General features: G+C 66.2%; 24 protein-coding genes. 18 read left to right on the forward strand and 6 right to left on the reverse strand.

Annotation, left to right across the window (positions count from 1 at the left end; all coding sequences use genetic code 11):
• Positions 1–67 precede the first annotated feature (67 nt).
• The 9 genes from ACNI3Q_RS08340 (at position 68) to ACNI3Q_RS08380 (ending at position 8,052) form a co-directional block, all read left to right on the forward strand.
• Complete coding sequence (locus ACNI3Q_RS08340; protein ID WP_426275720.1) at positions 68–1,024, forward strand: polysaccharide deacetylase family protein; 957 nt, start codon at positions 68–70, stop codon at positions 1,022–1,024.
• Complete coding sequence (locus tag ACNI3Q_RS08345) at positions 1,021–1,953, forward strand: GNAT family N-acetyltransferase (protein ID WP_426275722.1); 933 nt, start codon at positions 1,021–1,023, stop codon at positions 1,951–1,953. The genes ACNI3Q_RS08340 and ACNI3Q_RS08345 overlap by 4 nt, the downstream gene beginning before the upstream one ends.
• 33 nt (positions 1,954–1,986) lie before the next feature.
• On the forward strand, positions 1,987–2,718 hold the full coding sequence (gene recO, locus ACNI3Q_RS08350; RefSeq protein WP_426275724.1) for a DNA repair protein RecO: 732 nt from the start codon (positions 1,987–1,989) through the stop codon (positions 2,716–2,718).
• 61 nt (positions 2,719–2,779) lie between these two features.
• Positions 2,780–3,823, forward strand: a complete 1,044-nt coding sequence (gene leuB, locus ACNI3Q_RS08355) for a 3-isopropylmalate dehydrogenase (RefSeq protein WP_426275726.1) — start codon at positions 2,780–2,782, stop codon at positions 3,821–3,823.
• Between the two features lie 5 nt (positions 3,824–3,828).
• Positions 3,829–4,947, forward strand: a complete 1,119-nt coding sequence (locus ACNI3Q_RS08360) for a glycosyltransferase (protein ID WP_426275728.1) — start codon at positions 3,829–3,831, stop codon at positions 4,945–4,947.
• Between the two features lie 139 nt (positions 4,948–5,086).
• Positions 5,087–6,295: a trans-sulfuration enzyme family protein gene (locus ACNI3Q_RS08365; protein WP_426275730.1), complete on the forward strand. Its 1,209-nt coding sequence runs from the start codon at positions 5,087–5,089 to the stop codon at positions 6,293–6,295.
• Entirely contained in the window at positions 6,292–6,690 is a 399-nt protein-coding gene (gene apaG / locus ACNI3Q_RS08370; protein WP_260021722.1) for a Co2+/Mg2+ efflux protein ApaG, read from the forward strand. The genes ACNI3Q_RS08365 and apaG overlap by 4 nt, the downstream gene beginning before the upstream one ends.
• A 4-nt stretch (positions 6,691–6,694) precedes the next feature.
• Positions 6,695–7,486 (forward strand): LysR family transcriptional regulator, encoded by a 792-nt coding sequence (locus tag ACNI3Q_RS08375; RefSeq protein ID WP_426275732.1) that lies wholly within the window; start codon positions 6,695–6,697, stop codon positions 7,484–7,486.
• A gap of 11 nt (positions 7,487–7,497) precedes the next feature.
• Positions 7,498–8,052 carry a GNAT family N-acetyltransferase gene (locus tag ACNI3Q_RS08380; RefSeq protein WP_426275734.1) on the forward strand — a complete coding sequence of 185 codons (555 nt, stop codon included), beginning with the start codon at positions 7,498–7,500 and terminating at the stop codon, positions 8,050–8,052.
• A gap of 27 nt (positions 8,053–8,079) precedes the next feature.
• Here the strand turns inward: ACNI3Q_RS08380 and ACNI3Q_RS08385 are convergent, their stop codons facing one another.
• Genes ACNI3Q_RS08385 through parE form a run of 3 tightly spaced genes read right to left on the reverse strand, consistent with a single transcriptional unit; the run spans position 8,080 to position 12,591 of the window.
• Complete coding sequence (locus ACNI3Q_RS08385; protein ID WP_426275736.1) at positions 8,080–9,423, reverse strand: serine hydrolase; 1,344 nt, start codon at positions 9,421–9,423, stop codon at positions 8,080–8,082.
• A gap of 4 nt (positions 9,424–9,427) precedes the next feature.
• Complete coding sequence (locus tag ACNI3Q_RS08390) at positions 9,428–10,552, reverse strand: hypothetical protein (RefSeq protein WP_426275738.1); 1,125 nt, start codon at positions 10,550–10,552, stop codon at positions 9,428–9,430.
• A 47-nt stretch (positions 10,553–10,599) separates the two neighbouring features.
• Positions 10,600–12,591: a DNA topoisomerase IV subunit B gene (gene parE / locus ACNI3Q_RS08395; RefSeq protein ID WP_426275739.1), complete on the reverse strand. Its 1,992-nt coding sequence runs from the start codon at positions 12,589–12,591 to the stop codon at positions 10,600–10,602.
• Positions 12,592–12,756: 165 nt separating this feature from the next.
• Between parE and ACNI3Q_RS08400 the strand changes: the two genes are divergently transcribed.
• Entirely contained in the window at positions 12,757–13,581 is an 825-nt protein-coding gene (locus tag ACNI3Q_RS08400) for an outer membrane protein (RefSeq protein ID WP_426275741.1), read from the forward strand.
• A gap of 81 nt (positions 13,582–13,662) precedes the next feature.
• Here ACNI3Q_RS08400 and ACNI3Q_RS08405 read toward each other — a convergent pair whose 3' ends face one another.
• From ACNI3Q_RS08405 to ACNI3Q_RS08415, 3 genes are all read right to left on the reverse strand, one after another.
• Positions 13,663–15,306, reverse strand: a complete 1,644-nt coding sequence (locus ACNI3Q_RS08405) for a TadG family pilus assembly protein (RefSeq protein WP_426275743.1) — start codon at positions 15,304–15,306, stop codon at positions 13,663–13,665.
• Positions 15,306–15,752, reverse strand: a complete 447-nt coding sequence (locus tag ACNI3Q_RS08410; protein ID WP_426275745.1) for a TadE/TadG family type IV pilus assembly protein — start codon at positions 15,750–15,752, stop codon at positions 15,306–15,308. Before ACNI3Q_RS08410 ends, ACNI3Q_RS08405 begins: the two co-directional genes overlap by 1 nt.
• A gap of 149 nt (positions 15,753–15,901) precedes the next feature.
• The gene (locus ACNI3Q_RS08415; RefSeq protein WP_426275747.1) at positions 15,902–16,600 is read right to left on the reverse strand and encodes a GcrA family cell cycle regulator; all 699 of its coding nucleotides are present in this window, start codon (positions 16,598–16,600) and stop codon (positions 15,902–15,904) included.
• Between the two features lie 62 nt (positions 16,601–16,662).
• Here ACNI3Q_RS08415 and ACNI3Q_RS08420 point away from each other — a divergent pair, with 62 nt between their 5' ends.
• From ACNI3Q_RS08420 to ACNI3Q_RS08455, 8 genes are all read left to right on the forward strand, one after another.
• Positions 16,663–17,502 carry an ABC transporter permease gene (locus ACNI3Q_RS08420; RefSeq protein ID WP_426275749.1) on the forward strand — a complete coding sequence of 280 codons (840 nt, stop codon included), beginning with the start codon at positions 16,663–16,665 and terminating at the stop codon, positions 17,500–17,502.
• 126 nt (positions 17,503–17,628) lie between these two features.
• Entirely contained in the window at positions 17,629–18,825 is a 1,197-nt protein-coding gene (locus ACNI3Q_RS08425; protein ID WP_426275751.1) for an aspartate aminotransferase family protein, read from the forward strand.
• A gap of 91 nt (positions 18,826–18,916) precedes the next feature.
• Positions 18,917–19,840, forward strand: a complete 924-nt coding sequence (argF, locus tag ACNI3Q_RS08430; RefSeq protein WP_426275753.1) for an ornithine carbamoyltransferase — start codon at positions 18,917–18,919, stop codon at positions 19,838–19,840.
• Positions 19,841–19,922: 82 nt separating this feature from the next.
• Positions 19,923–20,831 carry an Hsp33 family molecular chaperone HslO gene (hslO, locus tag ACNI3Q_RS08435; protein ID WP_426275755.1) on the forward strand — a complete coding sequence of 303 codons (909 nt, stop codon included), beginning with the start codon at positions 19,923–19,925 and terminating at the stop codon, positions 20,829–20,831.
• Between the two features lie 73 nt (positions 20,832–20,904).
• Entirely contained in the window at positions 20,905–21,336 is a 432-nt protein-coding gene (locus tag ACNI3Q_RS08440; RefSeq protein ID WP_426275757.1) for a DUF3617 domain-containing protein, read from the forward strand.
• A 148-nt stretch (positions 21,337–21,484) separates the two neighbouring features.
• Positions 21,485–22,177 (forward strand): 7-cyano-7-deazaguanine synthase QueC, encoded by a 693-nt coding sequence (queC, locus tag ACNI3Q_RS08445; protein WP_426275759.1) that lies wholly within the window; start codon positions 21,485–21,487, stop codon positions 22,175–22,177.
• Between the two features lie 3 nt (positions 22,178–22,180).
• Entirely contained in the window at positions 22,181–22,813 is a 633-nt protein-coding gene (queE, locus tag ACNI3Q_RS08450) for a 7-carboxy-7-deazaguanine synthase (protein WP_426275761.1), read from the forward strand.
• A 24-nt stretch (positions 22,814–22,837) separates the two neighbouring features.
• Positions 22,838–23,473 carry an SOS response-associated peptidase family protein gene (locus ACNI3Q_RS08455; protein ID WP_426275763.1) on the forward strand — a complete coding sequence of 212 codons (636 nt, stop codon included), beginning with the start codon at positions 22,838–22,840 and terminating at the stop codon, positions 23,471–23,473.
• The last annotated feature ends 13 nt before the right edge of the window (positions 23,474–23,486 follow it).

Below are 23,486 nucleotides of genomic sequence, written 5' to 3' on the forward strand. Positions count from 1 at the left end.
AATAACGGAACCGGTTCGCCCGCCCATCTTGGCACATTCTTTACCCCCCGTCGGGTAGGGCGGGGGCATGGCAACCGATGTTTTTCTGACCATCGATACGGAGCTTTCCTGGCGGCAGCACCGGGCGGGACACGACCTGCCCGCGATTGTCGCCCGTTCGCTGGAACCGGCGGGGGTCGGGATCGCCCATCAGCTCCGCTGCCTGAACGATCATGGTCTGAAGGCGTGTTTCTTTATCGACCCCATGCCGGCCATTCCGTTCGGGCTGGACCCCATCCGGCGCGTCGTGGACGCGGTATTGTCCGCGGGGCAGGAGGTGCAGCTGCACCTGCATCCCGGATGGACCCGCGCGGTGCCGGGCGATGGCGGCGCTTCGCATGCACCGTTCAACCTCATTGATTATGCCGAGACGGAACAGGCGCAGTTGCTGGGCGGGGCGATCGACCTGATCATGGCGGCGGGCGCGCCGCGCCCGGTGGCGTTCCGGGCGGGCAGCTATGCCGCGAACGATGCAACGCTGCGTGCGCTGGCCAGCCACGGCATCCGCTATGACAGCAGCCATAACGGCGCCGCTGCGCCCGCGCCCAGTGCCATCGACCTGCCGCCGACCCGGATATCCCCGATCGAGCATCAGGGCGTGATCGAAGTGCCGGTGACGGTCATCGAGGACGCGCCGGGGCATTTGCGGCATTTCCAGATCTGTGCGCTGTCGGCGGGGGAAATGCGCGCGGCAATCGGCCATGCGCTGCACGCTGGGCATCAGGCAATCACGATCGTCGGCCATAGTTTCGAACTGGCCAACCGGGCCGGGACCCGTGCCAATGGCGTCCATGTGCGCCGGTTCGACGCGCTGCTGACCATGCTGGCTGACCTGCGCGAGATGCTGCCCACCCGTCATTTCGCCGAGCTGCCCGAATGGCGGCTGGATGCCGAGGACCGGCCGCTTGGCCCCGATCCGCTGCGCACGGCATGGCGGCAGGCGGAACAGCTCTGGTCCAACTGGGTGGAGGAGCGCGCGGCGTGAAGGCGGTTGCCATCCAGTCGGGTGTGCCGCTGATCGCACCGTCGCCGCTCTGGCCAGTGCAGTTTCAGGTCGGTGCGCGCACGATCCTGACCGTCAGGCGGCGGCTGTCGCGGGTGCCGCTGGGTCTGGACGCGGTACTGGCCGATGCCGCGCCCGTGCTGCCCCCGCTGCTGCCGGGCGAGCATGGCTATCTTGTCACATCGCTGCCGGTGCAGCATGCCGCCGCCCTGACATCGGCGGGCGCCGGCCTGCTGGTTTGCGAACGGCAACGGTACACGCGCTTTCACACCGACCTGTCGATCGGGTTCGACGCCTGGTTTGCCGCCCTGTCCGGCAACACGCGGTCGGGGCTGAAACGCAAGGAAAAGAAGCTGGCGGCGGCGGGCAGGGTGCGGATCGAGCGGTATCGCAGCCCGGCCGAGGTCGCCGCCTTTCACCCGCTGGCCCGGCAGGTGGCTGCGCGCACCTATCAGGAACGATTGCTGGACGCGGCATTGCCCGCCGATGACGGCTATCAGGCGGAAATGCTGGCCCTGGCGGCGGCGGGTCGGGCGCGGGGATGGATCCTGTTCATCGACGACTGGCCGGTCGCCTATCTGTGGTGCCCGGTCAGCGACGGCATCGTCCGGTACGAGCATGTCGGCCATGATCCCGCGTGGAACGACTGGTCGCCGGGCAGCGTGCTGCATCTGGCGGCGATGCGCGACCTGTTCGCCGAAGGGACGCTGGTCCAGTTCGATTTCACCGAAGGGGAGGGTCAGCACAAGCGTCAACTGGCAACCGGGGGCGTTGCCTGTGCCGACCTGTTGCTGTTGCGGCCGGGCCTATCCAATCGGGCGCTGATCGGCGCGCTTTCCACCTTTGACGGTGGTGTGGCGTTTGCCAAGCGGGCGCTGGGCAGCGACTGGGCACGGCGGCTGCGGCGTTGACCCCCCGCCCCTGATCGGGGAGGACGAGGGCCGATGCACCTGATCGCGCCTGCCACCATCCTGTCGGTTCGCCTGCATGGCGAGCATGGCGCGATCGTGCGCGGGCTGACCGAGGAGGCGGGCGTCGTTGCGGGCTATGTGCGCGGCGGCCATTCGCGCCGGCTACGCCCGATCCTTCAGCCGGGAAACCGTATTGCGGGCGAATGGCGCGCGCGAACGGAGGATCAGTTGCCTGGCATGACCGCCGAGCTGATCCACAGCCGGGCGCCCCTGTTCGCCGAGCCGCTGCCCGCCGCCGCCATCGACTGGGCAACGGCGCTGACCGCCGCGACCCTGCCGGAGGGGCAGCCCTATCCGCGCCTGCACGCGACGCTCGAGGCGTTATTGACCGCGATCGAGGCTGCGCCCGCCGCGCGCGGCTGGGCGGCGGCGCTGGTGCGATATGAGTTGCTGGTGCTGGGCGAGCTGGGCTTTGGCCTCGATCTTCGCCAATGCGTTGCGACCGGTACGACCGAGGATCTGACCCATGTCAGCCCCAAAAGCGGCGGTGCGGTCAGCGCGGCAGCGGCGCAGGGGCTGACGGACCGCCTGTTGCGACTGCCCCGGTTTTTGCTGGATGGCAGCGCGGCCGATTGGCCGGACATTCTGGACGGCCTGCGCCTGACCGGCCATTTCATCGCTCGCGACCTGATGATCGGCCGGGGGCAGGATGCGATCGCGGCGCGGGACCGGCTCGTCGATCGGATCAAGCGCGCGGTTGCGTGACCGCAGAGCCGCCGCTAGTCGGCAGGCCGCAAGATTGCTCAGGATATCGGGGATTGTTCGGATGACGTTGATCGCAGTGCTGCCGGGCGACGGCATCGGGCCGGAAGTGACGGCAGAGGCGGTCCGCGTGCTGACCGCGCTCGATCTGGGCCTGACGTTCGAGGAAGCGCCGGTGGGCGGCGCGGGCTATGATGCCGATGGCCATCCGCTCCCTCCCGCGACGCTGGACCTGGCCCGCCGGGCTGACGCGGTCCTGTTCGGCGCGGTCGGGGACACGCGCTATGACGGGCTGGAGCGGCGGCTGCGCCCGGAACAGGCGATCCTGGGCCTGCGCGCTGCCCTTGGCCTGTTCGCCAATCTGCGCCCGGCCCGGCTGTTCAGGGGGCTGGAGGACGCATCCACCCTGAAGCGCGAGGTGGCCGAACGGATCGACATGGTCATCATCCGCGAGCTGAACGGTGATGTCTATTTCGGTGAAAAGGGCATGCGCACCACCGCCGATGGCCGGCGTCAGGGCTATGACGTCATGGCCTATGCCGAGGACGAGGTGCGCCGCATCGCCCATGTCGGCTTTCGCACGGCACAGGGCCGCAAGCGCCGGCTGTGTTCGGTCGACAAGGCCAATGTACTGGAAACCAGCCAGTTGTGGCGCGACGTGGTGATCGAGGTGGCGGCCGAATATCCAGACGTCGCGTTGAGCCACATGTATGTCGACAACGCCGCGATGCAGCTGGTTCGCGATCCGGGTCAGTTCGACGTGATCCTGACCGGCAACCTGTTCGGCGACATCCTGTCGGATCAGGCGTCGATGTGCGCCGGATCGATCGGGATGCTGCCCAGCGCCGCGCTGAATGATAGCGGCAAGGGGCTGTACGAGCCAATCCATGGTTCTGCGCCGGATATTGCGGGACAGGGCCGGGCCAATCCGTGCGCGACGATCCTGTCCGCCGCGATGATGCTGCGCCATTCGCTGAACCGGCCCGATGCGGCCGACCGGATCGAGGCGGCGGTGGCCAGTGCGATTGCCGGGGGCGCCCGCACGGCGGACCTGGGGGGAACGCTGTCCACCCGCGCCATGGCCGATGCGGTGCTGGCCGCGCTGTAATCCTGATGCCCGATGCCCTTCACCTCGCCATCGTCGTTCCCGTGTTTAACGAGGCGAAGAATGTCCCGCGCCTGATCGAACGGCTGGATGCCGTGCTGGGCGAGAGCGGGTGGGAGGTCATTTTCGTCGATGATGACAGCCCCGACGGAACGGGCGATGCCGCCCGCGCCATGGCTCGGCGCGACCCGCGGGTGCGCGTGATCCAGCGGATCGGGCGACGCGGCCTGTCCACCGCCTGTATCGAGGGGATGTGTGCGACCGCTGCGCCCATCGTCGCGGTAATGGACGGCGATCTGCAGCATGACGAAACGCTGTTGCCGCGCATGTTCGAACTGTTGTTCGATCAGCCGGACCTGGACCTGGTCGTCGGTTCCCGTTTTGTCGAAGGCGGCGGGACGGGCGAGTGGGACCGGGATCGCGTCGCCAAATCCGCCCTTGCCACCCGGCTGGCGCGGCAGGTGATCAAGGCGGACCTGTCCGATCCGATGAGCGGGTTTTTCATGATCCGCACGGCCATCGTCCGTCAGCTGGTGCCCAGCCTGTCGGGGATCGGGTTCAAGATCCTGCTGGATGTGATGACGGCCAGCCCCAGGCCGCTGAAGTTTCGGGAGATGCCCTATGTCTTCCGCACGCGGGATGCGGGGGAAAGCAAGCTCGACCATGTCGTGGCGCTGGAATATCTGATCGCGCTGTATGACCGGATGTTCGGCCGGTGGGTGCCCGTGCGCTTTGTCCTGTTCGCGGGCGTGGGCGCGATGGGCGCGCTGGTCCACCTGACTATCCTGTGGTTGCTGCATCAGGCGCTGGGGGCGGGTTTTCTGGCAGCGCAGATCGGTGCGACGCTGGTGGCGATGACGTTCAACTTCTTCCTGAACAATCTGCTCACCTATCGCGACCGGCGGCTTCGCGGCACGCGGCAACTGATTGACGGCTGGGTCAGCTTTTGCGTGATCTGTTCGGTGGGGGCGATTGCGAATGTCGGGGTGGCGGCGTTCCTGCATGGCGCGCAGCAGGGCGCCTGGGCGGTGCCCGCGCTAGCCGGGGTCGCCGTGGGTGCGGTGTGGAACTTTGCCCTGTCCTCGCGCTTCACCTGGGGTCGGTACGGGCGGCGCGCGGCCGGTTGACGCCAGCTGGCCGGTGACATCCAGCGGTTAAGGCCCTGAGCATTGCTCGCCACCCGCCCGGTGCCATAGCGGCGCGGAAGGCCATGGGAACGCGCAACGCGCTTGACCTTGGCCCCCGCCGCCCGGCAAAGCGGATGCCATGAAGCGTTATACTGGCCAGGACCGATCCATTACCCAGCACTGGCGCCCGGCGACCCAGGCGGTGCGCGGCGGCACGGCCCGTTCCGAATTTGGCGAGACGTCCGAGGCGCTGTTCCTGACCTCCGGCTATGCCTATGACCGGGCAGAGGATGCCGCGGCACGCTTTGCCGGCGAACAGGCGGGCATGACCTATTCGCGGCTGCAGAATCCGACGGTCGAAATGCTGGAACAGCGTATCGCCCTGCTGGAAGGTGCCGAGTCGTGCCGCGCGACCGCCAGCGGCATGGCGGCGATGACCGCATCCTTGCTGTGCCAGTTGCAGGCGGGCGATCATGTTGTCGCCGGCCGCGCGCTGTTCGGGTCGTGCCGCTGGCTGACCGACACGCTGCTGCCCAAGTTCGGCATTCAGACCACGATCGTTGATGCCCGCGATCCGCAGCAATTTGCCGACGCGACCCGGCCGAATACCAAAGTCTATTTCTTTGAAACGCCCGCCAATCCCACGATGGACATCGTCGATCTGCGCGCGGTGTGCGGCATGGCGCGCGAACGCGGCATTACCAGTGTCGTCGACAATGCCTTTGCCACGCCTGCATTGCAGCGGCCGATGGCATTCGGCGCGGATGTCGTCGCCTATTCCGCGACCAAGATGATGGACGGGCAGGGGCGCGTTCTGGCCGGGGCGGTGTGCGGCAGCGAGGACTTCATCCTGAACACGTTGCTGCCGTTCACGCGCAACACTGGCCCCACCCTGTCGGCGTTCAACGCCTGGGTGGTGCTGAAGGGGCTGGAGACGCTGGATCTGCGGATCCGTCGCCAGTCGGAAAATGCGCTTGCCGTCGGCCGTTTCCTGGAAGGACGGGTGCCGCGCATCAATCATCCCGGCCTGCCCAGCCACCCGCAGCACAGTCTGGCGATGAGCCAGATGGACATGGCCGGATGTATCTTCAGTTTCGAGGTGGATGGCGGCCGGGCCCAGGCGCACAGCCTGCTCAACGCGCTCGCCCTGATCGACATTTCGAACAATATCGGCGATTCCCGCTCGCTGATGACGCACCCTGCATCCACCACCCATTCAAGCGTGGCCGAGGAAAAGCGGCTGGAAATGGGGATTACGGAGGGAACTCTCCGCCTGAATGTGGGTCTTGAGGATCCCGCTGACCTGATCGACGATCTGGATCAGGCATTGCGGGCGGCGGGATTGTGAAATCGCTGTTCAACCAGTCGGCGGAGACCAATGGCGTCATCGTCCGGGTGGCGGTCAGCTTTCTGCCCGAACAATCAGAGCCGGATCGCGGCCGCTGGTTCTGGGCCTATCACATCCGCATCGAGAATGAGGGCAAGCACGCGGTGCAGCTGCTCACGCGGCGCTGGGTCATCACGGATGGGCGCGGGATGCGCCACATGGTCGAGGGCGAGGGCGTGGTGGGCGAACAGCCGCTGATCGAACCGGGCGCCAGTTTCGATTATGTCTCCGGCTGTCCGCTGACGACGCCAACCGGGCATATGCAGGGCAGTTACCAGATGCTGTCCGCCGGCGGGGATGAGTTCGATGCCGAGATTCCCAAATTTGCCCTGATCGCACCGGCGGTGACGGGGTGATCGCATGAAGCGGACGCACCTGCCCCTGAATGGCCTGCGCGTGCTGGATGCCGCCGCGCGCCACCTGTCCTTTACCCGTGCGGCAGACGAGCTGGCGGTGACGCCCGCCGCTGTCGGCCAGCAGATTCGCGCGCTTGAGGATACGTTGGGCGTTGTCCTGTTCCGCCGCACTGCCAAGGGGCTTGAGCTGACGCCGGAGGGCGCGGCGGGGCTGGAGGCGCTGCGCATGGGCTTTCTTCAGTTCGAAGAGGCGGTGCGCGCCATGCAGGCGGGGCAGTCGTCCAAATCGCTGACCATCGCCGCACCGCGCGACCTGGCTGAAAAATGGCTGCTGCCCCGATTGTCGGAAATCGCTGCGGCCGATCCTGACCTGCGCTTTCACCTGGTCACTGCGGCCGATGCCATCGAATTTACCGAGGCCAATCTGGACCTGGCCGTGCGCTGGGGTGAGGGGCCGGGCGAGCATGAGGGCGAGGCGCTGGAGTCCGACGGCATGGTGACGGTCGAGCGGCCCGGCGGCGGTGCGGACACCCGCATTTCCTGGCCTGGGTGCCTCAATGAGGAAAGCGTTTCGCGCATCCTGGTCGGCGATGCGGGACTGGCGGTGGACGCAGCGGCGGCGGGCATGGGGCGCACGACTGTGCCGGAAATCATCGCCCGCGCTGATCTGGCGGCGGGCCGCGTGGTGCAGACGGGCGATCCCAAACCCTATCGCATGGGCTATTGGCTGGTTGCGCCATTGCCGCAATGGCGGCAGGCCAAGGTGCGCGCGCTGGTCGATGCGCTGGCGCAATAAGGATCGATTGATTGACTGATTTCCCGACGCTCGAAAGCGAGCGGCTGACCTTGCGCAAACTGGCGATCGAGGATGCCGATGCGCTGCTGCCGGCCTTTTCCGACGACGCGCAGATGCGCTGGTGGTCGCATGCCCCGATCCGCGAGGCGGCGGCGCTGCGCGAGCATCTGGCACCGCGGATCGACAATGACGGCTGGCGCGCCTTTGCCATCGTGCTGAAGAGCGAGGCGCGGGTGATCGGTATGGTTTCCGTCGGTGAACGGCGGCAGGGGGGTGTCGGCGAAATCGGCTACATGATCCTGCCCGGACTGGTCGGTCGCGGGCTGGCGCGCGAGGCCGTGGCCCGGTTTCTGGACCACCTGTTCTTTACCGAAGGCAAGCGGCGGGTGTTCGCCGATACCGATCCCGACAATCTGCCGTCGCGCAGGCTGCTGGAACATCTGGGCTTCAAGCTGGAAGGCGTGCTGCGCGAGGAATGGGAAACCCATATCGGTGTGCGCGATACGACGCTGTACGGCCTGTTGCGGCGCGAATGGACGGCGCGGCGGGGCGATATCGCTGCCTGAACCCGGTTCCGGTATTCGGCCGGGCGGTCAGGGCTGAACCGGGCGACTGATCAGCGTCAGGGCACGGTTCATGATCGCTGCGAAGCGTGCCTCGCTCACTTCTCCGCCGGGATTGTGCCATTGCCCGGTGACCGCGAACCATTGCCCCGATTTCGTCCGTACCAGATAATTGAGGCTGAGCACCCCAGGTTCCGATCCGCCCTTGAACCCCACCCATTCGAACCGGTCGGCGACGCCGGTGCCCGGATGGACGGCAAGAATCGCCATCGCATCGGCCCCGCCGTTGCGGCGAAGCCAGTCGAGCGTGCGCGCCATGTCGGCGGGGCTGGCAAACCATTCGATATCGGTTCTGAGCGGTCCCTGGCCGAACATCGATGCGGTTACCGGCGCGGTCTTCAGTGCGGTTGACTGTTCCGCCATCAGGTTGCGGCGCGCATCGGGCGTCATCCTGTCCCAGTCGGTGGGCACCAGCCCCTGTTTTGCCAGCGCCTTCAGCCGGAACGCCTCCAGCGTGGTGAGGACGGGCAAGGTCCGGTCGCTGTCCCGTACACCCGCCAGCGCAGGGATGGCATCGACCTGTGCCCGGCCAAGGGCGGCGATCAGCGTATCAGTGGCGGTATTGTCGCTGATCGAAATCATCTGCACCGCCAGCGTGTGCAGCGTTACCGGCGACCCCGGTGGCCAGCCCTGCGTCACGCCGCTGGGCAGGGACCGTTCGCCAAGGGGCAGGACGTCGTTCCAGCGTCGCTTTCCCCCCGCGACCTGCCGCGCCGCCTCGGCCAGCACCCACAACTTGAAGGCGGAACCGATCGGTCCTGCGCGGTCGCCCGCCTGATCAATCACGGGGGGCAGCGAGCCGCCGTCCAGCCGCTGGACGAAAAGGCCGGCCGTGCCCGGCAGGCTGGCGACATCCGCCGCGATCCGGGCCGCCGTGTCGCCGCGTGGCTCGGTGTTGACGATCAGCAGGCCCGCGATCCGGCCCGGCTCGTCCGGTTCGATGGCAATGCGGATCGTGGCAATCCCGCGCTCGAACCCGTAACGCAGGGTGGCGCCGTGCGGACCGGCGCTCGTCTGTTCCTCGACCCCGACCGGTGCGCCGATTGCTGCCACCACCTGAGCCGTCAGTGCCCGCCATCGCGCCTCCGGCACCTGTTGCCGGAACTGTTCGGTGAAGCTGGCCGCAAAATCCCCGCCGCCCGTGAACAGCGGCTTCAACGACCCAATGCGCGATTGCAGCCGTGCATCCGGCACCGCCTCCGTTTCCTGAACGATCGGGGCCGCCTGCACACGGGTGGCCGGGCCAACGACGATGCAGGCGGACAGGAGGGACAGCACCAGCGTTCGGCCGGCCCGGAGAACGCCATTTGCCATGCGGTTACGGCGTGTCCTGCTGTTCATCCAGCACAAGGGAGACCACCGAGACGTTGTACTGCGCAATTCTGCTGCTCGTTTTATCAATGCGTCGCTTCACAACCGAAAAGCGTTCGACCACGTAGCGAGCCGTCGCATCAGAGGTAAATGCCTGATATCGGCGGCGTGCGATGTTTTCGGTCAGCTGCGCTGCCCATCGTCCTTTTCGGTTGGATTGCTTCAGGACGTCGACTGCGCCCACCTTGCCATTCATGTCGACCCAGAAGCCAAGATCGGCCCATTCACCCGCATCCGCTGGCCGTAGCGGGACATCCAGATCGGCGGCATAGACCATGGTGAGCGGCGCATTCTTGTTTGCAATGCGATGCTTTTCGATCAGTTGCTCCAGTTGCGACGCGTCGCCCAGCTTGGCGTTCAGGCGGGCGATCAGCAGCTCGGCCGCGATCCGAAAGTCGGCCATTCGTGGATCATCCTGTCGGAGCAACGGCCGCAACTGCCCCTTTACCAGTCCACCGTACCGATTTTGCGGGGTAGCCAGGCCTGCATACATATTGGCAAGCCGGATACGGGCAGTTGCCTCGAGAACGGGATCCTTTTCCTCGATCGCGCGGCGGCGGGCCAGCATGTACATCCGGCCAGCATCCTCCACTCGGCTCGCACGGACCATTGCATCGCCTACCTCGAGTAGCGAGCCAAAGGCGCGTTCTTCATTCCCGCCAAGCGCTCCCTTGAGAGTGGCCCTGGCCTCACGGGCGTGAAAGAGGTCTGCATCGCTATCGCCCATATGACTGGCCACACGGCTGGCCGCGCGCGCCAGCTCCGCGACCGGGCCCGGATCGGTTTTCCGGTGCCGCCGGTTCCGATGCAGCGATGTCCGCATGATCTTCTTTGCTTCGGTGTATCGGCCGGCAATGAAAAGATTTTCGGCCAGCGCCAGCGTGGCGTCAATCTCTTCACCGACCGGACATTGCCGTGCAATGCAATCGGCCAGCATCTTGCGAAGATCATCAATGCTCGATGCGTTGACTGTAATGTCCGGTCCGTCGGGAGCGGGTGCGTCCTGCGCCTTGGCAACAGGTGCCGCGAGAAGCAGAGTGGCAAAGGTCAGAGGGACAATCACACGCTTCATGTACGCCTCCCGATATACGCGAGGCCATCAAGATATCATGGGTTTGACTATGCGTCGATTGCCTCTTCTTCCAGTCTTGCGGCGTTTTCCTGAATAAAGGCAAAGCGATGGGCCGGGTTCGTGCCCATCAGGCGATCAACCAGGTCCTTGACGCCCGCCCGCTCTTCATACTCCTGGGGCAGGGTGATGCGGATCAGGCTGCGGGTCGCGGGGTCCATCGTCGTTTCCTTGAGCTGATTGGGGTTCATTTCTCCCAGCCCCTTGAACCGGGCGACATCGACCTTCTTGCCCTTGAACTCCTTGGCTTCCAGCGCGGCACGATGGGCATCGTCGCGGGCATAAAGCGATTTGGTGCCGCTGGTCAGGCGATAGAGCGGCGGCTGGGCCAGATAGAGGTGCCCGCGCCGCACCAGCTCCGGCATCTCCTGAAAGAAGAATGTCATCAGCAGTGTTGCGATATGCGCGCCATCGACATCGGCGTCGGTCATGATGATGATGCGTTCGTAGCGCAGCTGATCCGGCCGGCAATCCTTGCGCGTGCTACAGCCCATGGCGAGGACCAGGTCGGCGATTTCCTGATTGGCCAGGATCTTGGCACTGGTGGCCGATGCGACATTCAGGATCTTGCCGCGAATGGGCAGGATCGCCTGTGTCTTGCGGTCGCGCGCCTGTTTCGCGCTGCCGCCTGCGCTGTCCCCTTCGACGATGAACAATTCGGTGCCCGCGGAATCATCGGCGGAACAATCGGTCAGCTTGCCGGGCAGGCGCAGCTTGCGGGCGCTGGTCGCGGTCTTGCGCTTGACCTCGCGCTCCTGCTTGCGCTTGAGCCGCTCGTCCATCCGCTCGAGGACATAGCCGAGCAGCGCCTTGCCCCGGTCCATGTTGTCGGCAAGGAAATGGTCGAAATGGTCGCGTACGGCACGTTCGACGAGCTGCGCCGCCTCCGGGCTGGTCAGCCGGTCCTTGGTCTGGCTTTGAAACTGGGGATCGCGGATGAAGACGGACAGCATCAGCTCGCTGCCGGTCATCACATCCTCTGCCGTGATGTCCTTGGCCTTTTTCTGGCCGACCAGCTCGCCGAACGCACGGATGCCCTTGACCAGCGCGGCGCGCAGACCCGCCTCGTGCGTGCCGCCATCGGGCGTCGGGATGGTGTTGCAATACCAGCTGTAGCTGCCGTCGCTCCACAGCGGCCAGGCGACGGCCCATTCGACCTTGCCGGTGGTCGACCCGTCGGGTGCGTCGGGAAATCCCTGTTGCCCGGCAAAGAAGCCGGAAGTCGCGCACTCCCGGCCGCCAAGCTGTTCGCGCAGATGGTCGGCAAGGCCGCCCGGAAACTGGAATACCGATTCCGCCGGCGTATCGTCCGCGATCAGCTCGGCCGCGCATTTCCAGCGGATTTCGACGCCTGCGAACAGATAGGCCTTCGACCGGGCCAGCCGGTACAGGCGAGCGGGCTTGAACGCCATTTCCGGCCCGAAAATCTCCGGATCGGGGGAAAAGGTGACTGAGGTGCCGCGCCGGTTGGGCGTGCTGCCCAGCGCCTCAATGGACCCAAGCGTGACGCCTCTGCTGAACCGCTGGCGATAGAGCTGGCGGTCCTTGGCCACCTCGATCACCGTTTCGCTGCTCAGCGCGTTGACGACGCTGATGCCGACGCCGTGCAGGCCGCCGGATGTGGCATAGGCCTTGCCCGAAAACTTGCCGCCGGAATGCAGCGTGGACAGGATGACTTCCAGCGCGGACTTGTCGGGAAAACGGGGGTGCGGATCGACCGGGATACCCCGGCCATTGTCGACGATGGTCAACCGGTTGCCGGGTTGCAGGCTGATTTCGATGCGGGTCGCGTGGCCTGCCACCGCCTCGTCCATCGCATTGTCCAGAACCTCGGCGGCAAGGTGGTGAAATGCCCGCTCGTCAGTGCCCCCGATATACATGCCCGGCCGCCGCCGAACGGGTTCCAGCCCCTCGAGAACCTCGATGGAGGACGCATCATAGGTGTCGGGGCGGGACGGCGATGCGTCGAACAGTTCGGACATGGCCGACGGTATAGGGCCACGGGAAACAGCGGCGCAAGCGGAACCCCCGGCCATGGCGCACTGTTGCAAATATGCACCAGTGCGACGTGTTTGTCGAAAGCGCATGAACCTTTTTGCGGCCTTCAAACGTAGTTGCCCCCGCATATCCAAACCGGGAGTAAATTTATGCGTTCTATCCTTCTTGCCGCATCGGCACTGTTTGCCGTTGCCTCGCCCGCCATGGCCCAGGAGGTCGAGGAAAAGCCGTTCGACGGCGTCTATATCGGCGGGTCGTTCGGCTACACGGTGCAGAGCAATGACGGCAATGAAGGTGTGACCTTCGACCGCAATCTGGACGGTCAGTTCGGTGACACCATCGTGAACACCAGCAATGTGAACGTGTTCCCCGGCTTTTGCGGCGGCCGCCCGAACGGCAACAGCCTGGCAACCGGCTGCACCGGCGACAAGGACGGAATTGAATATTACGCCCGCATCGGTGCCGACAAGCAGGTTGGCAGCTTCGTCTATGGTGTGGTCGGCGAGTTCGGCAAGTCCAAAGCGTCGGACAGCGTGACGGCATTCAGCTCGACGCCCGCCAACTATCAGTTCACGCGTGAGCTGGACTGGAACGCTGCCGTGCGCGCCCGCGCCGGTTTCGCTGCCAACACCACGCTGTTCTACGGCACGTTCGGCGCCACCTATGGCAAGATCAACAACAGCTTCACCTCGACCAACACCGCAAACGCCTATGAAGGCCGCGGTGAGGACATGGAGTGGGGCTGGCAGGCCGGCGGCGGCATCGAGCAGAAGCTGGGCCGCAACTTCTCGGTCGGCATGGAATATCTCTACACCCGTTTCGACCAGGACGATTATGTCGTCCGCGCCAGCCGTGGAACCGCACCGGCCACCCATCCGTTTGTGCTGGGCAACGCGGCCGGAACCGACTTTGCTCGGACCAACGGCCGGTTCGACACCCATGGTCTGCGGCTGACGGCGGCGTTCCGCTTCTGACGGCCTGCGACCCAGTAGTGTAACGCGTATCAGATCGGGCCGGCTGCGTATCATGCCGGCCCGATCGTCTTTTTAGCCCGGTCACCCGACCAGGCTTGGAATACCGCAGCGAAGGCCGCTCACCCTGACATCGGCTTCGCCATAGCGGATCCCCAGCGTTCCCGTCGCCAGATTGATCAGCCCGTCCAGTGCGGGACCAAGCGTGGCAAGCTGCTCGCCCACCGCAGCGGTCAGCTTTCCGGTGTCCAGCGCAATGAGCCCCGCGATTTCGGCGCGAAAATCGGCTTGCTGGATCAGACCGGCGGTAACGCCCTGAACAGCGGTGCTGCTGGCAACGGTGCGAACCGTCCGGTTATCGACATCCTGTCGATCGAACGTCAGGCGTTGCCATGGCTCGGCCGCGCCCAGATCGATGCGGGCCATGCCGGTCACGTCGATCAGCAGCGTGTCCACGATCCGTGCGCGCGACAGCGGGACGGGGCGGGTGAAATCATCAAAGGCACGGGTATCGGCGCTTGCCAGCGCGATGCTGCCCGGGCTGGGTCGCGTCTCGATCGTCGCGAACTGACCATTTGCCCCGCAATTCAGCCCGGCCAGCCGCGCTTCTGCCGAGGCTAGCTCAACGAACAGCGGCACCCGGGCCGAAGCCAGGTTGGCAAGGCCGGGCAGCGCCGTCGGGGCGATGCGGCTGTCGATCAGCAGGCGGGCCTGAGCGGTACGCAGGATGGGCGCGCCGTGATCGGTGATGGTGATCCAGGGCGATTGTGCGGGACGCTCGCCAATCGCCAGCTTCAGGCTGGTCGCACTCAGGCCGGGCAGCGTCGCGCCCAGGTCGATATCGACCATGTGGCGATCGGATTGCAGCTGGGCTAGCATCGTCACCATCGACAGTGCGTTGACCCGCACCATGCCGATCCCGCCGCTGTCCTGCCCCGACAGCGGCCCTGCGTCGATCAGCGCGCCGAGTTTTTCCCCGCCGCCGCGCACATGGCTGGCCAGCGTGCGGATTCCGGCCGCTGCGGTTGCATCGCCGATGACATCGGCCAGCGCGCCAAGGCTCTGTTCCCCCGTCACTGCCGTATCCAGCACTGCGCCATAGCTGAGGTCGGTCAGGTTGGCGCGCACCTTCAGCGCGTCGAGATAGGCGATCAGGTCGATATCGGCTGCCGCGATCGCGCGGTAATCCAGCGCATTCAGCTGCACATTGCCGCCGGTCAGCGCGGACAGATAGGCGTTGAGCAACCCGTCATTGAGCGATGCCAGCCGCGATCCCACCGAAAATGCAGCATAATCCATGCGCGCCGCGGTTGCCGTGCGGGCAATCGCAACCCCCTGCCGACCAAAGATCCGGGCAAAAAAGGTCGGGCTTTCGCTGGTCAGCGTGACACGTGCGGCGTTGCCACCGCTGGATCGGGCGGCGAAGCGTTCGGCGGCGGGTACTGCCGGATCGGGGCTGTAGGTGCCGGTGGTGACCGCGACCGTGACGGGTGCCGGCGATCCCGCACGGCTGACTGCGGTCTGCGCCTGAGCCGTGGCATTGGCGACGTCGGCGGCCGCGGCCAGCGCAGCATCATCGGCCAGGCCCTGAAGCCGCCTTGTGTCCAGCTGAACCGAACCGATGTCGACGGCCAGCGCGGCCGAACCGATCAACAGCGGCATGGCAGCCCCGATCAGCACCGCGGTCCCGCCCCGCTCGTCGGCAAGGAGCCTGCGGAGCGAGCGCATCAGAGCAGGCCCGCGCGGTGCGCCACCGCCCGGCGGCGGATCAAGCGATCGGGAAACGGGATGACCGGCACCTGCAGCAGCGCGACGTCGCTGGCGTCCACCACGACCTCCACCGTCACGCGGGTGCCGGTTTCGGTGATGCTGCTGGAGACGCGGTTGGCCGCGACGCCGCCGGTGGACGCAGCGCCGGTCGTGACGCTCTCATTCGCCAGCATGGCCCGTTCGCTGGCCGTCATCCCGGCAATGCTTGCGCGGGCAGCGTCATTGGCCAGTTGCTGGGCATTGTGGGCAAGCAGGAAGTACTGGCCATAGCCAAGCATCCCCATCAGGAGCAGCGCCAGCACCGGCAGCAGCAGCGCAAATTCGACCAGCGCATTGCCGCGCCGATCACCGGCGCCTCCGGCACGGGCGCTGCGCAACGCATGGATGGGGCGGACGCGGTTCATGCCGCTCTTTTACCCGCCGGGCTGTTGCCGAGCGGTGACGGGCGCATAGCGGACGAAGCGCGCGATTCGCGTATCGCGCGGTGCGGCTATCCCGCCAGTTCAGGGTGCTGCGACAGGGAAACTACGTATTTCCCGCAGCCAGCATGCCTTTAGCGGACGCGCGGACCGCCATAGGGCATGGGCGGCGGCGGACGCCGGTCGCGCCGGGGCAGCTGCGCCTGATAGGCGTGGCCGCAATGATCGACGCAATAGGGGAAACCCGGATTCACCTTGTCGCCGCAAAAGTGGAAATCCGGTTCGCCGGGATGTCCGATCGGCCATTTGCAGATCTTGTCATTAAGATCGAGCAGCGTCGTCTTGCCTGCAATCGCATCGCTTGGCCGGGCGGGGACCAGGCGTCGGGGCGGGGCGGGCTGCGACGGAGCAGTCTGTTCGCCGGGATTCTGGCGAAGAAAGCCGCCCGGGCCGATGGAGCGCAATTCGGGCTGGGGCTTGGGCTCTGGCGCCACCTTTTCCTGCACGGGTGCGGCGACTGGCGCAGGCGCTGGCGCCTCCGGCTTGGGCAACGGCACCTTTGCAGGCTTGGCAGCCTTTTCCACCGGCGCTGCTGCAGGCGGCGCAGCGGGGGCGGCGGGAGCGGCGGCCGCTGCCGGTGCTGCCTTGGCCGCCTTTGCCTCCGGATCGTTTGGCTTGACCGGCGATGGCCGCGGCTTGAGACCAAGGCGGTGCGCCTTGCCGATCACGGCGTTCCGGCTGATGCCGCCCAGCTCTTCCGCGATCTGGCTGGCGGTCATGCCCGATGCCCACATCCGGGTCAGCGTTTCAATGCGTTCTTCGGTCCAGCTCATTCCAAAATCCGTTCCATCGCCTAACTTGCAGGCGTTATCCCATCCGACTAGGCGAAGGCGCCATGCACGACCAGCCCGAAAATCGTCCCTTTGTCCCGCCCATGCTGCCAGAGCCGGGCGTCGCGGTGATTCGTCAGGTCAACTGGGGTGGCCTCAAGACCCTGTATATCAAGGAGGTGCGCCGTTTCTTCAAGGTGCAGCTCCAGACGATCTGGGCGCCGGCGGTCACCACCTTGCTCTTTCTCATCATTTTCACCGTCGCGCTGGGCGGATCGGGGCGGCAGGTGATGGGCGTGCCCTTTGCAGAGTTTATCGCGCCTGGCCTGATCGTGATGGGGATGCTGCAGAACGCGTTCGCCAATTCCAGCTTTTCGCTGCTGGTGGGCAAAATTCAGGGCACGATCGTCGATTATCTGATGCCTCCTCTTTCCACCGCCGAGCTGCTGGCCGCGCTGGTCGGCGGGGCAGTGACGCGCGCGGTGCTGGTCGGCGGCGCGGTGTGGATCGCGATGGCCGTCTGGGGCGTCGACGTGTGGCCGCGCCATCCGCTGGCGATGATCTGGTTCGGGCTGATGGGCTCCATCCTGCTGGCGCTGATGGGCGTGATGACGTCGATCTGGGCGGAAAAGTTCGATCATGCAGCTGCGGTCACCAATTTCGTGGTCGCGCCGCTCGCCCTGCTTTCCGGCACCTTTTATTCGGTGGAGGCGCTGTCCCCGACGTTCCGCGCGATCAGCCATGGCAATCCGTTTTTCTATATCATCTCCGGCTTTCGCTACGGGTTTCTGGAACGCGCGGATTCGAACGTGACGCTGGGCGCGGCGCTTCTGCTGGCGATCAATATCGCCATGGCGGTCGCGGCCTATGCCCTGTTGCGCAGCGGGTGGAAGACGAAGAACTGACGCGGTGTTGACGCGCCATGGCCGATCCCTGTAAATCCCCGCTCCGGGCGGCCGGAATGGGCCGCCTTTTTTCGTTCTGACCGGAGTCCCGTTCGACCCGTTTCGTTTGAAGGAGGAGCAGTTCCCATGACTATCACCCCGCTCATGCCCGTTTACCCGCGGTGCGATGTGCGTCCGGTGCGAGGCGAGGGCTGCTACCTGATCGGCGAACGTGGCGAGCGGTATCTGGATTTCGCCAGCGGCATCGCGGTCAACGCGCTGGGCCACAGCCATCCGCACCTGATCAAGGCGATCCAGGAACAGGCGGCCACGCTGATGCACGTCAGCAACCTGTATGGATCGCCGCAGGGCGAGGCGCTGGCCAAGCGGATCGTCGACAACTGCTTTGCCGACACGGTGTTCTTCACCAATTCGGGTGCAGAGGCGGTGGAATGCGCGATCAAGACCGCGCGCCGTTATCACTACGCCAATGGCAATCCGCAGCGGCACACGCTGATCACGTTCAACAACGCCTTTCACGGGCGGACGCTGGGCACGATCAGCGCGACCAATCAGGCCAAGATGCGCGACGGGTTCGAGCCGCTGCTGCCCGGTTTCGCCTATGCCCCGTTCAACGACCTGGATGCCGCGCTGGCGCTGATCGACGATCATACCGCCGGGTTCCTGGTCGAAACGGTGCAGGGCGAAGGCGGCGTTGCCGCCGGCACGGAAGCGTTCATCCAGGGGCTGCGCAAGGCGGCGGACGAGCATGGTCTGCTGCTGGTGCTGGACGAGGTGCAGTGCGGATATGGCCGCACGGGCAAGTTCTGGGCGCATGAGCATTATGGCGTGAAGCCCGACATTCTGGCGTCGGCAAAGGGCATTGGCGGCGGGTTTCCGCTGGGCGCGTGCCTGGCCACGGAGGAAGCGGCCAAGGGCATGGTCGCCGGCACGCATGGTTCCACCTATGGCGGCAATCCGCTGGCCATGGCGGCGGGCAACGCGATCCTCGACGTGATGCTGGAGCCGGGGTTCCTCGAGCATGTCAGCGCGATGAGCGACCGGCTGCGCGCATCGCTGTCGCAGATGATCCCCAACCATGATCACCTGTTCGGCGAACTGCGCGGGCTGGGCCTGATGGCGGGCGTCAAGCTGAAGGAACCGGCGGTTGCGCGCGATTTCGTGGCCCATATGCGCGACCATCACGGCCTGTTGACCGTGGCGGCGGGCGAGAATGTCGTCCGTATCCTGCCCCCGCTGGTGATCGAGGAAAGCCATATCGCCGAGGCGGTGGAAAAGATGAGCGCCGCCGCCCGCAGCTACGCGCTGCCTGTCGCTGCCTGAACCCCATGGCGTTCCTGCCAGCGCAGGGACCCAGAGCCCAGCGGCGCACCCTTGCTACGCTGGGCTCCTGCTTTCGCAGGAGCATTCTTTCATGACCGTTCGTCACTTTACCGACCTGTCCGATGCCGGACCCGATGCCATTGCCGCGATGCTGGCCGACGCGCTGGACCGCAAGCGGGCGCGGGCCGGCTTGCCCAAGAGCGCGCCCGATCCCGATGCGCCGCTGGCCGGGCGCACTTTGGCCATGGTGTTCGAAAAGAATTCGACGCGCACCCGCGTGTCGTTCGACATCGCGATCCGCCAGCTGGGCGGGACGCCGGTGATCCTGGATGCGGGCACCAGCCAGCTTGGCCGCGGCGAGACGGTGGCGGATACCGCCCGGGTCCTGTCCGGTTACTGCGACGCGATCATGGTGCGCACTGACGATCATGCCAAGTTGATGGAGATGGCCGAATACGCCTCGGTCCCGGTCATCAATGGCCTGACCGACCAGTCGCATCCGTGCCAGATCATGGCGGACCTTTTGACCATCATCGAGGCGGGAAAGACGCTGCCCGGCCTGAAGGTCGCGTGGCTGGGCGACGGCAACAACGTCCTTCATTCGATCGTCGAGGCGGGCGGCCTTATGCAGTTCGACGTCGTCGCTGCCTGTCCGGCGGGATATGATCCCGACCCGGCCGTGCTGGCCGCCGCGAATGGCCGCGCCCGCGTGACCTGCGATCCGGCGGAGGCCGCCAGCGGCGCCGACGTCATCGTGACCGACACCTGGATTTCCATGGGACAGGCCCATGCCGAGGCCAAGCTGGCGGCGATGATGCCGTATCAGGTGACCGAGGCGCTGATGGCAAAGGCAAAGGGCGATGCGATCTTTCTGCACTGCCTGCCCGCGCATCGCGGCGAGGAAGTGACCGATGCCGTGATCGACGGGCCGCAATCGCGCATCTGGCCGGAGGCGGAGAACCGCCTGCACGCCCAGAAGTCCGTCCTTCGCTGGTGCTTCGGCCAGTTGGGGTGAGTTGAAGCAATAATCTTGCTTCACTATATCGCGCCCAACAGTCCTTAACCCGTTCGCCCGACGCGAATGGCGGAGAACCCCCGTGACCGACACCCAGTCCCCCGATCTCGATCGCGCGATCGGTTTCACCCTGCCGGATCGCCATGCCCGCGGCCGTATCGCGCGGCTTGGCCCGGTGATGGACGAGATCCTGGCCGCCCATGCCTATCCGCCGGCGATCGAAAAGCTGCTGGCGGAGGCGCTGGTGCTGACCGCGCTGCTTGGCTCCACGCTTAAGGATGCGGGCGGGCAGCTGACCCTGCAGGCGCAGACGGAAAGCGGTATCGTGTCGTTGCTGGTCTGCGATTACCAGGGCGGGGCCGTGCGCGGCTATGTGCAATATGACGCCGACCGGCTGGCCGAGGCGCCGGGCGATCCGACGCTGATGGCGCTATTCGGCACCGGCTATCTGGCGATCACGTTCGACCAGGCGGCGACGGGCGAGCGGTATCAGGGCATCGTGCCGCTGGACGGTGCGACGCTGGCCGATGCGGCGCAAAGCTATTTCCTGCAATCGGAACAGATCCCCAGCCTGATCCGGCTGGCGGTGGCGCGCGGTGCGGATGGCGGCATGATCGGTGGCGGCCTGTTCCTGCAGCATCTGCCGGAGGGCGAGGAAGGGCGCGAGCGCCTGCACGTGCGCGACGATCACCCTGAATGGCAGCATGTCGAGACGCTGGCCGCGACCATGGGCGCGGACGAGCTGACCGACCTGTCGGCATCGTTCGAAACGCTGATCTGGCGCCTGTTCAACGAGGAGCGGGAAGTGCGCACGCTGGCGGCGGTCGACCTGTCCAGGGGGTGCCGCTGCAATGCCGACTATATCGGTCAGGTGATCGCGAAGTTCCCGGTCGAGGATCGTGCACACATGGCCGATGAGCAGGGCGTGATTACCGTCGATTGCGCCTTTTGCGCACGCAAGTTTCCGGTGCCGGCCGATCTGGCGGTGTGACCTCCGGATTTTTGCCGCGCCGGACGGGGCAGTATCGGGTATAGTCGCAACGACTGGCAGGATGGGCAGGAGCATGGCGATGATGCAGCGCCGGCGATGGATGGCGGCTCCGGGCGGCTTCATGCTGGGTGCCACTGGCGTGATGGCGGCCGTTCCCGCCGCTGCGCCGGGGGTTTTGGCATCGCTTGAAGCGGGCCAATGGGAACTGGTCGAGCGGGGAGATACGCCCAGCCGCCGGCTGGTGTGCATCGGCGATCGCACTCAGCTGATCCAGATCCGTCATGCCGGCGTGGCGTGTCGGCAGCAGTTGATGACCGACGACATGCAGGAAACGACGGTGCATTACCTGTGCCCCGGCACCGGAGAGGGGCATACCACCATTCGGGCGGTGACGCCGCGTTCCGCGGTGATCGAGACGCAGGGGTTGGTGAACGGCGTTCCGTTTCAGCTGAACGTGGAGGCGCGGCGGATCGGCGCATGCCCGGCGCCCAAGCGCGGCCGTTAATCCGGCGTTTAGGCGAAGGGCATAGGATGGTCGGCGTGCGAGGGATCGCACGTTCATCCCCTTTGACGTTCCCAAGCAAATGGGCCGCTTCGGCGGCCCTTTTTTGCGTGGTTGCGGTCGGCGCGCCTTGGGCGTAGCGACGGGCGTCATGACCGAACAGCCGATTGCCGTTGCCCTGTTGTCCGGGGGCCTGGATTCCATGGTGTCTGCCGCGCGGGCGCGGGCGGACGGGTATCGCCTGCTGGCGCTGTCCATCGATTACAACCAGCGGCATCAGGTGGAGCTGGCTGCGGCCCGGCGGATCGCGGCGGCACTGGGGGCGGAGCGGCACATCATCCTGCCGCTCGACCTTCGCCAGTTCGGCGGATCCGCGCTGACTAGCGACATCGACGTGCCAAAGGATGGCGTCGGCCCCGGAATCCCGGTGACTTATGTGCCCGCCCGAAACACCATTTTCCTGAGCCTGGCGCTGGGCTGGGCCGAGGCAGCGGGCGCGCGCGACCTGTTCATCGGCGTCAATGCACTGGATTATTCGGGCTATCCCGATTGCCGGCCGGAGTTCATTGCCGGGTTCGAGGGGCTGGCCGAACTGGCGACCAAGGCGGGCGTGGACGGGCATCCGTTCCGCATCCATGCCCCGCTGCAGCATATGACCAAGGCCGATATCGTGCGCGAGGCGGCCGCGCTGGGCGTGGACGCGGGCATGAGCTGGTCGTGTTACGACCCCGCACCGGGCGGCCTGCATTGCGGCCTGTGCGACAGTTGCCGGCTGCGGATGAAGGGGTTCGAGGAGGCGGGCCTGCCCGATCCCACCCGCTATGCGACGCGGCCCGGGGGCTGAACGATGGGATATGCCGTCAAGGAAATGTTCCTGACGCTGCAGGGCGAGGGGGTGCAGGCGGGCAGGCGGGCGGTGTTCGTCCGCTTTGCCGGGTGCAACCTGTGGTCGGGGCGCGAACAGGACCGGGCCAGTGCGGTCTGCCGCTTTTGTGACACCGAGTTTGTCGGCACCGATGGCGATGGCGGCGGCAAGTTTGCCGATGCGGCGGCGCTGGCCGATGCGGTGGCGGCGAAATGGGGCGGCGAGCCGGAGCGCCGGTTCGTCGTGCTGACCGGCGGCGAGCCGATGCTTCAGGTGGATGCGGCGCTGGTTGCGGCATTGCATGACCGGGGGTTCATGATTGCAATCGAAACCAACGGGACGTTGCCGGTCGAGCCAGGCATCGATTGGGTATGCGTCAGCCCCAAGGCGGGCAGCACGGTGGTGCAGCGGTCGGGCAACGAGCTGAAGCTGGTCTGGCCGCAGCCGGGATCCGATGTCGATGCGATGGAGACATGGGCGTTCGACCATTTGCTGGTCCAGCCGATGGACGATGCGCGCGGGGCAGCGAATGTCGAGGCGGCGGTGGCGATGGCGATGGCGCGCCCGCGCTGGCGGCTGACGCTGCAGAACCACAAGGCGCTGGGCCTGCGCTGAACGGCCGGAGGAGGCGGCGCGGCGATGTGCAATCATTACCAGAAGCATCCCGAGGCGATCCAGAGCTGGGCCGAATATATCGGGTGGAGCCTGCCCGACCCCGACGGTCACCGGATCACCGATGATCTGGCCGAGGCGATGGACGCAACCGATGTGTGGCCAAAGGGCACGGGCCTGGTGGCGCGGATCGAGGACGGCGTGCGCCGGATCGATGCGATGCGATGGGGCGTACCGTTGACCCTGCCCGGCAAGCGGCCCGGCACCACTGTCACCAAGCATGTGACCAATGTCCGCAACCTGGCCAGTCCGTTCTGGCGCGGGATGATCGCCGCGCCGGAGCGTCGGTGCCTGGTGCCGTTCAGCCGCTTTGCCGAGCCGCGCCCCGGCAAGGATGCGGCGACGGGCCGTCCGGCGGAATGGTGGTTTACCGTCACCGGCCGCCCCGCTGCAGCCTTTGCCGGGGTGTGGCGACCCAGCGAGGCGGGGCGGGTGTTCGCGTTCCTGACGTGCGAACCCAATCCGCTGGTTGCGCCGCTGCACCCCAAGGCGATGCCCGTGATCCTGGCCGAAGATGCCTATGACATGTGGCTGACCGGCGATGCGGCCGCCGCCATCGCGCTGGCTGTGCCATTCCCCAGCCAGTGGATGGCGGTGGCGTGAGCAAGGCGGCAGG

Source organism: Sphingomonas eleionomae (assembly GCF_049889035.1).
GTDB lineage: Bacteria > Pseudomonadota > Alphaproteobacteria > Sphingomonadales > Sphingomonadaceae > Sphingomonas.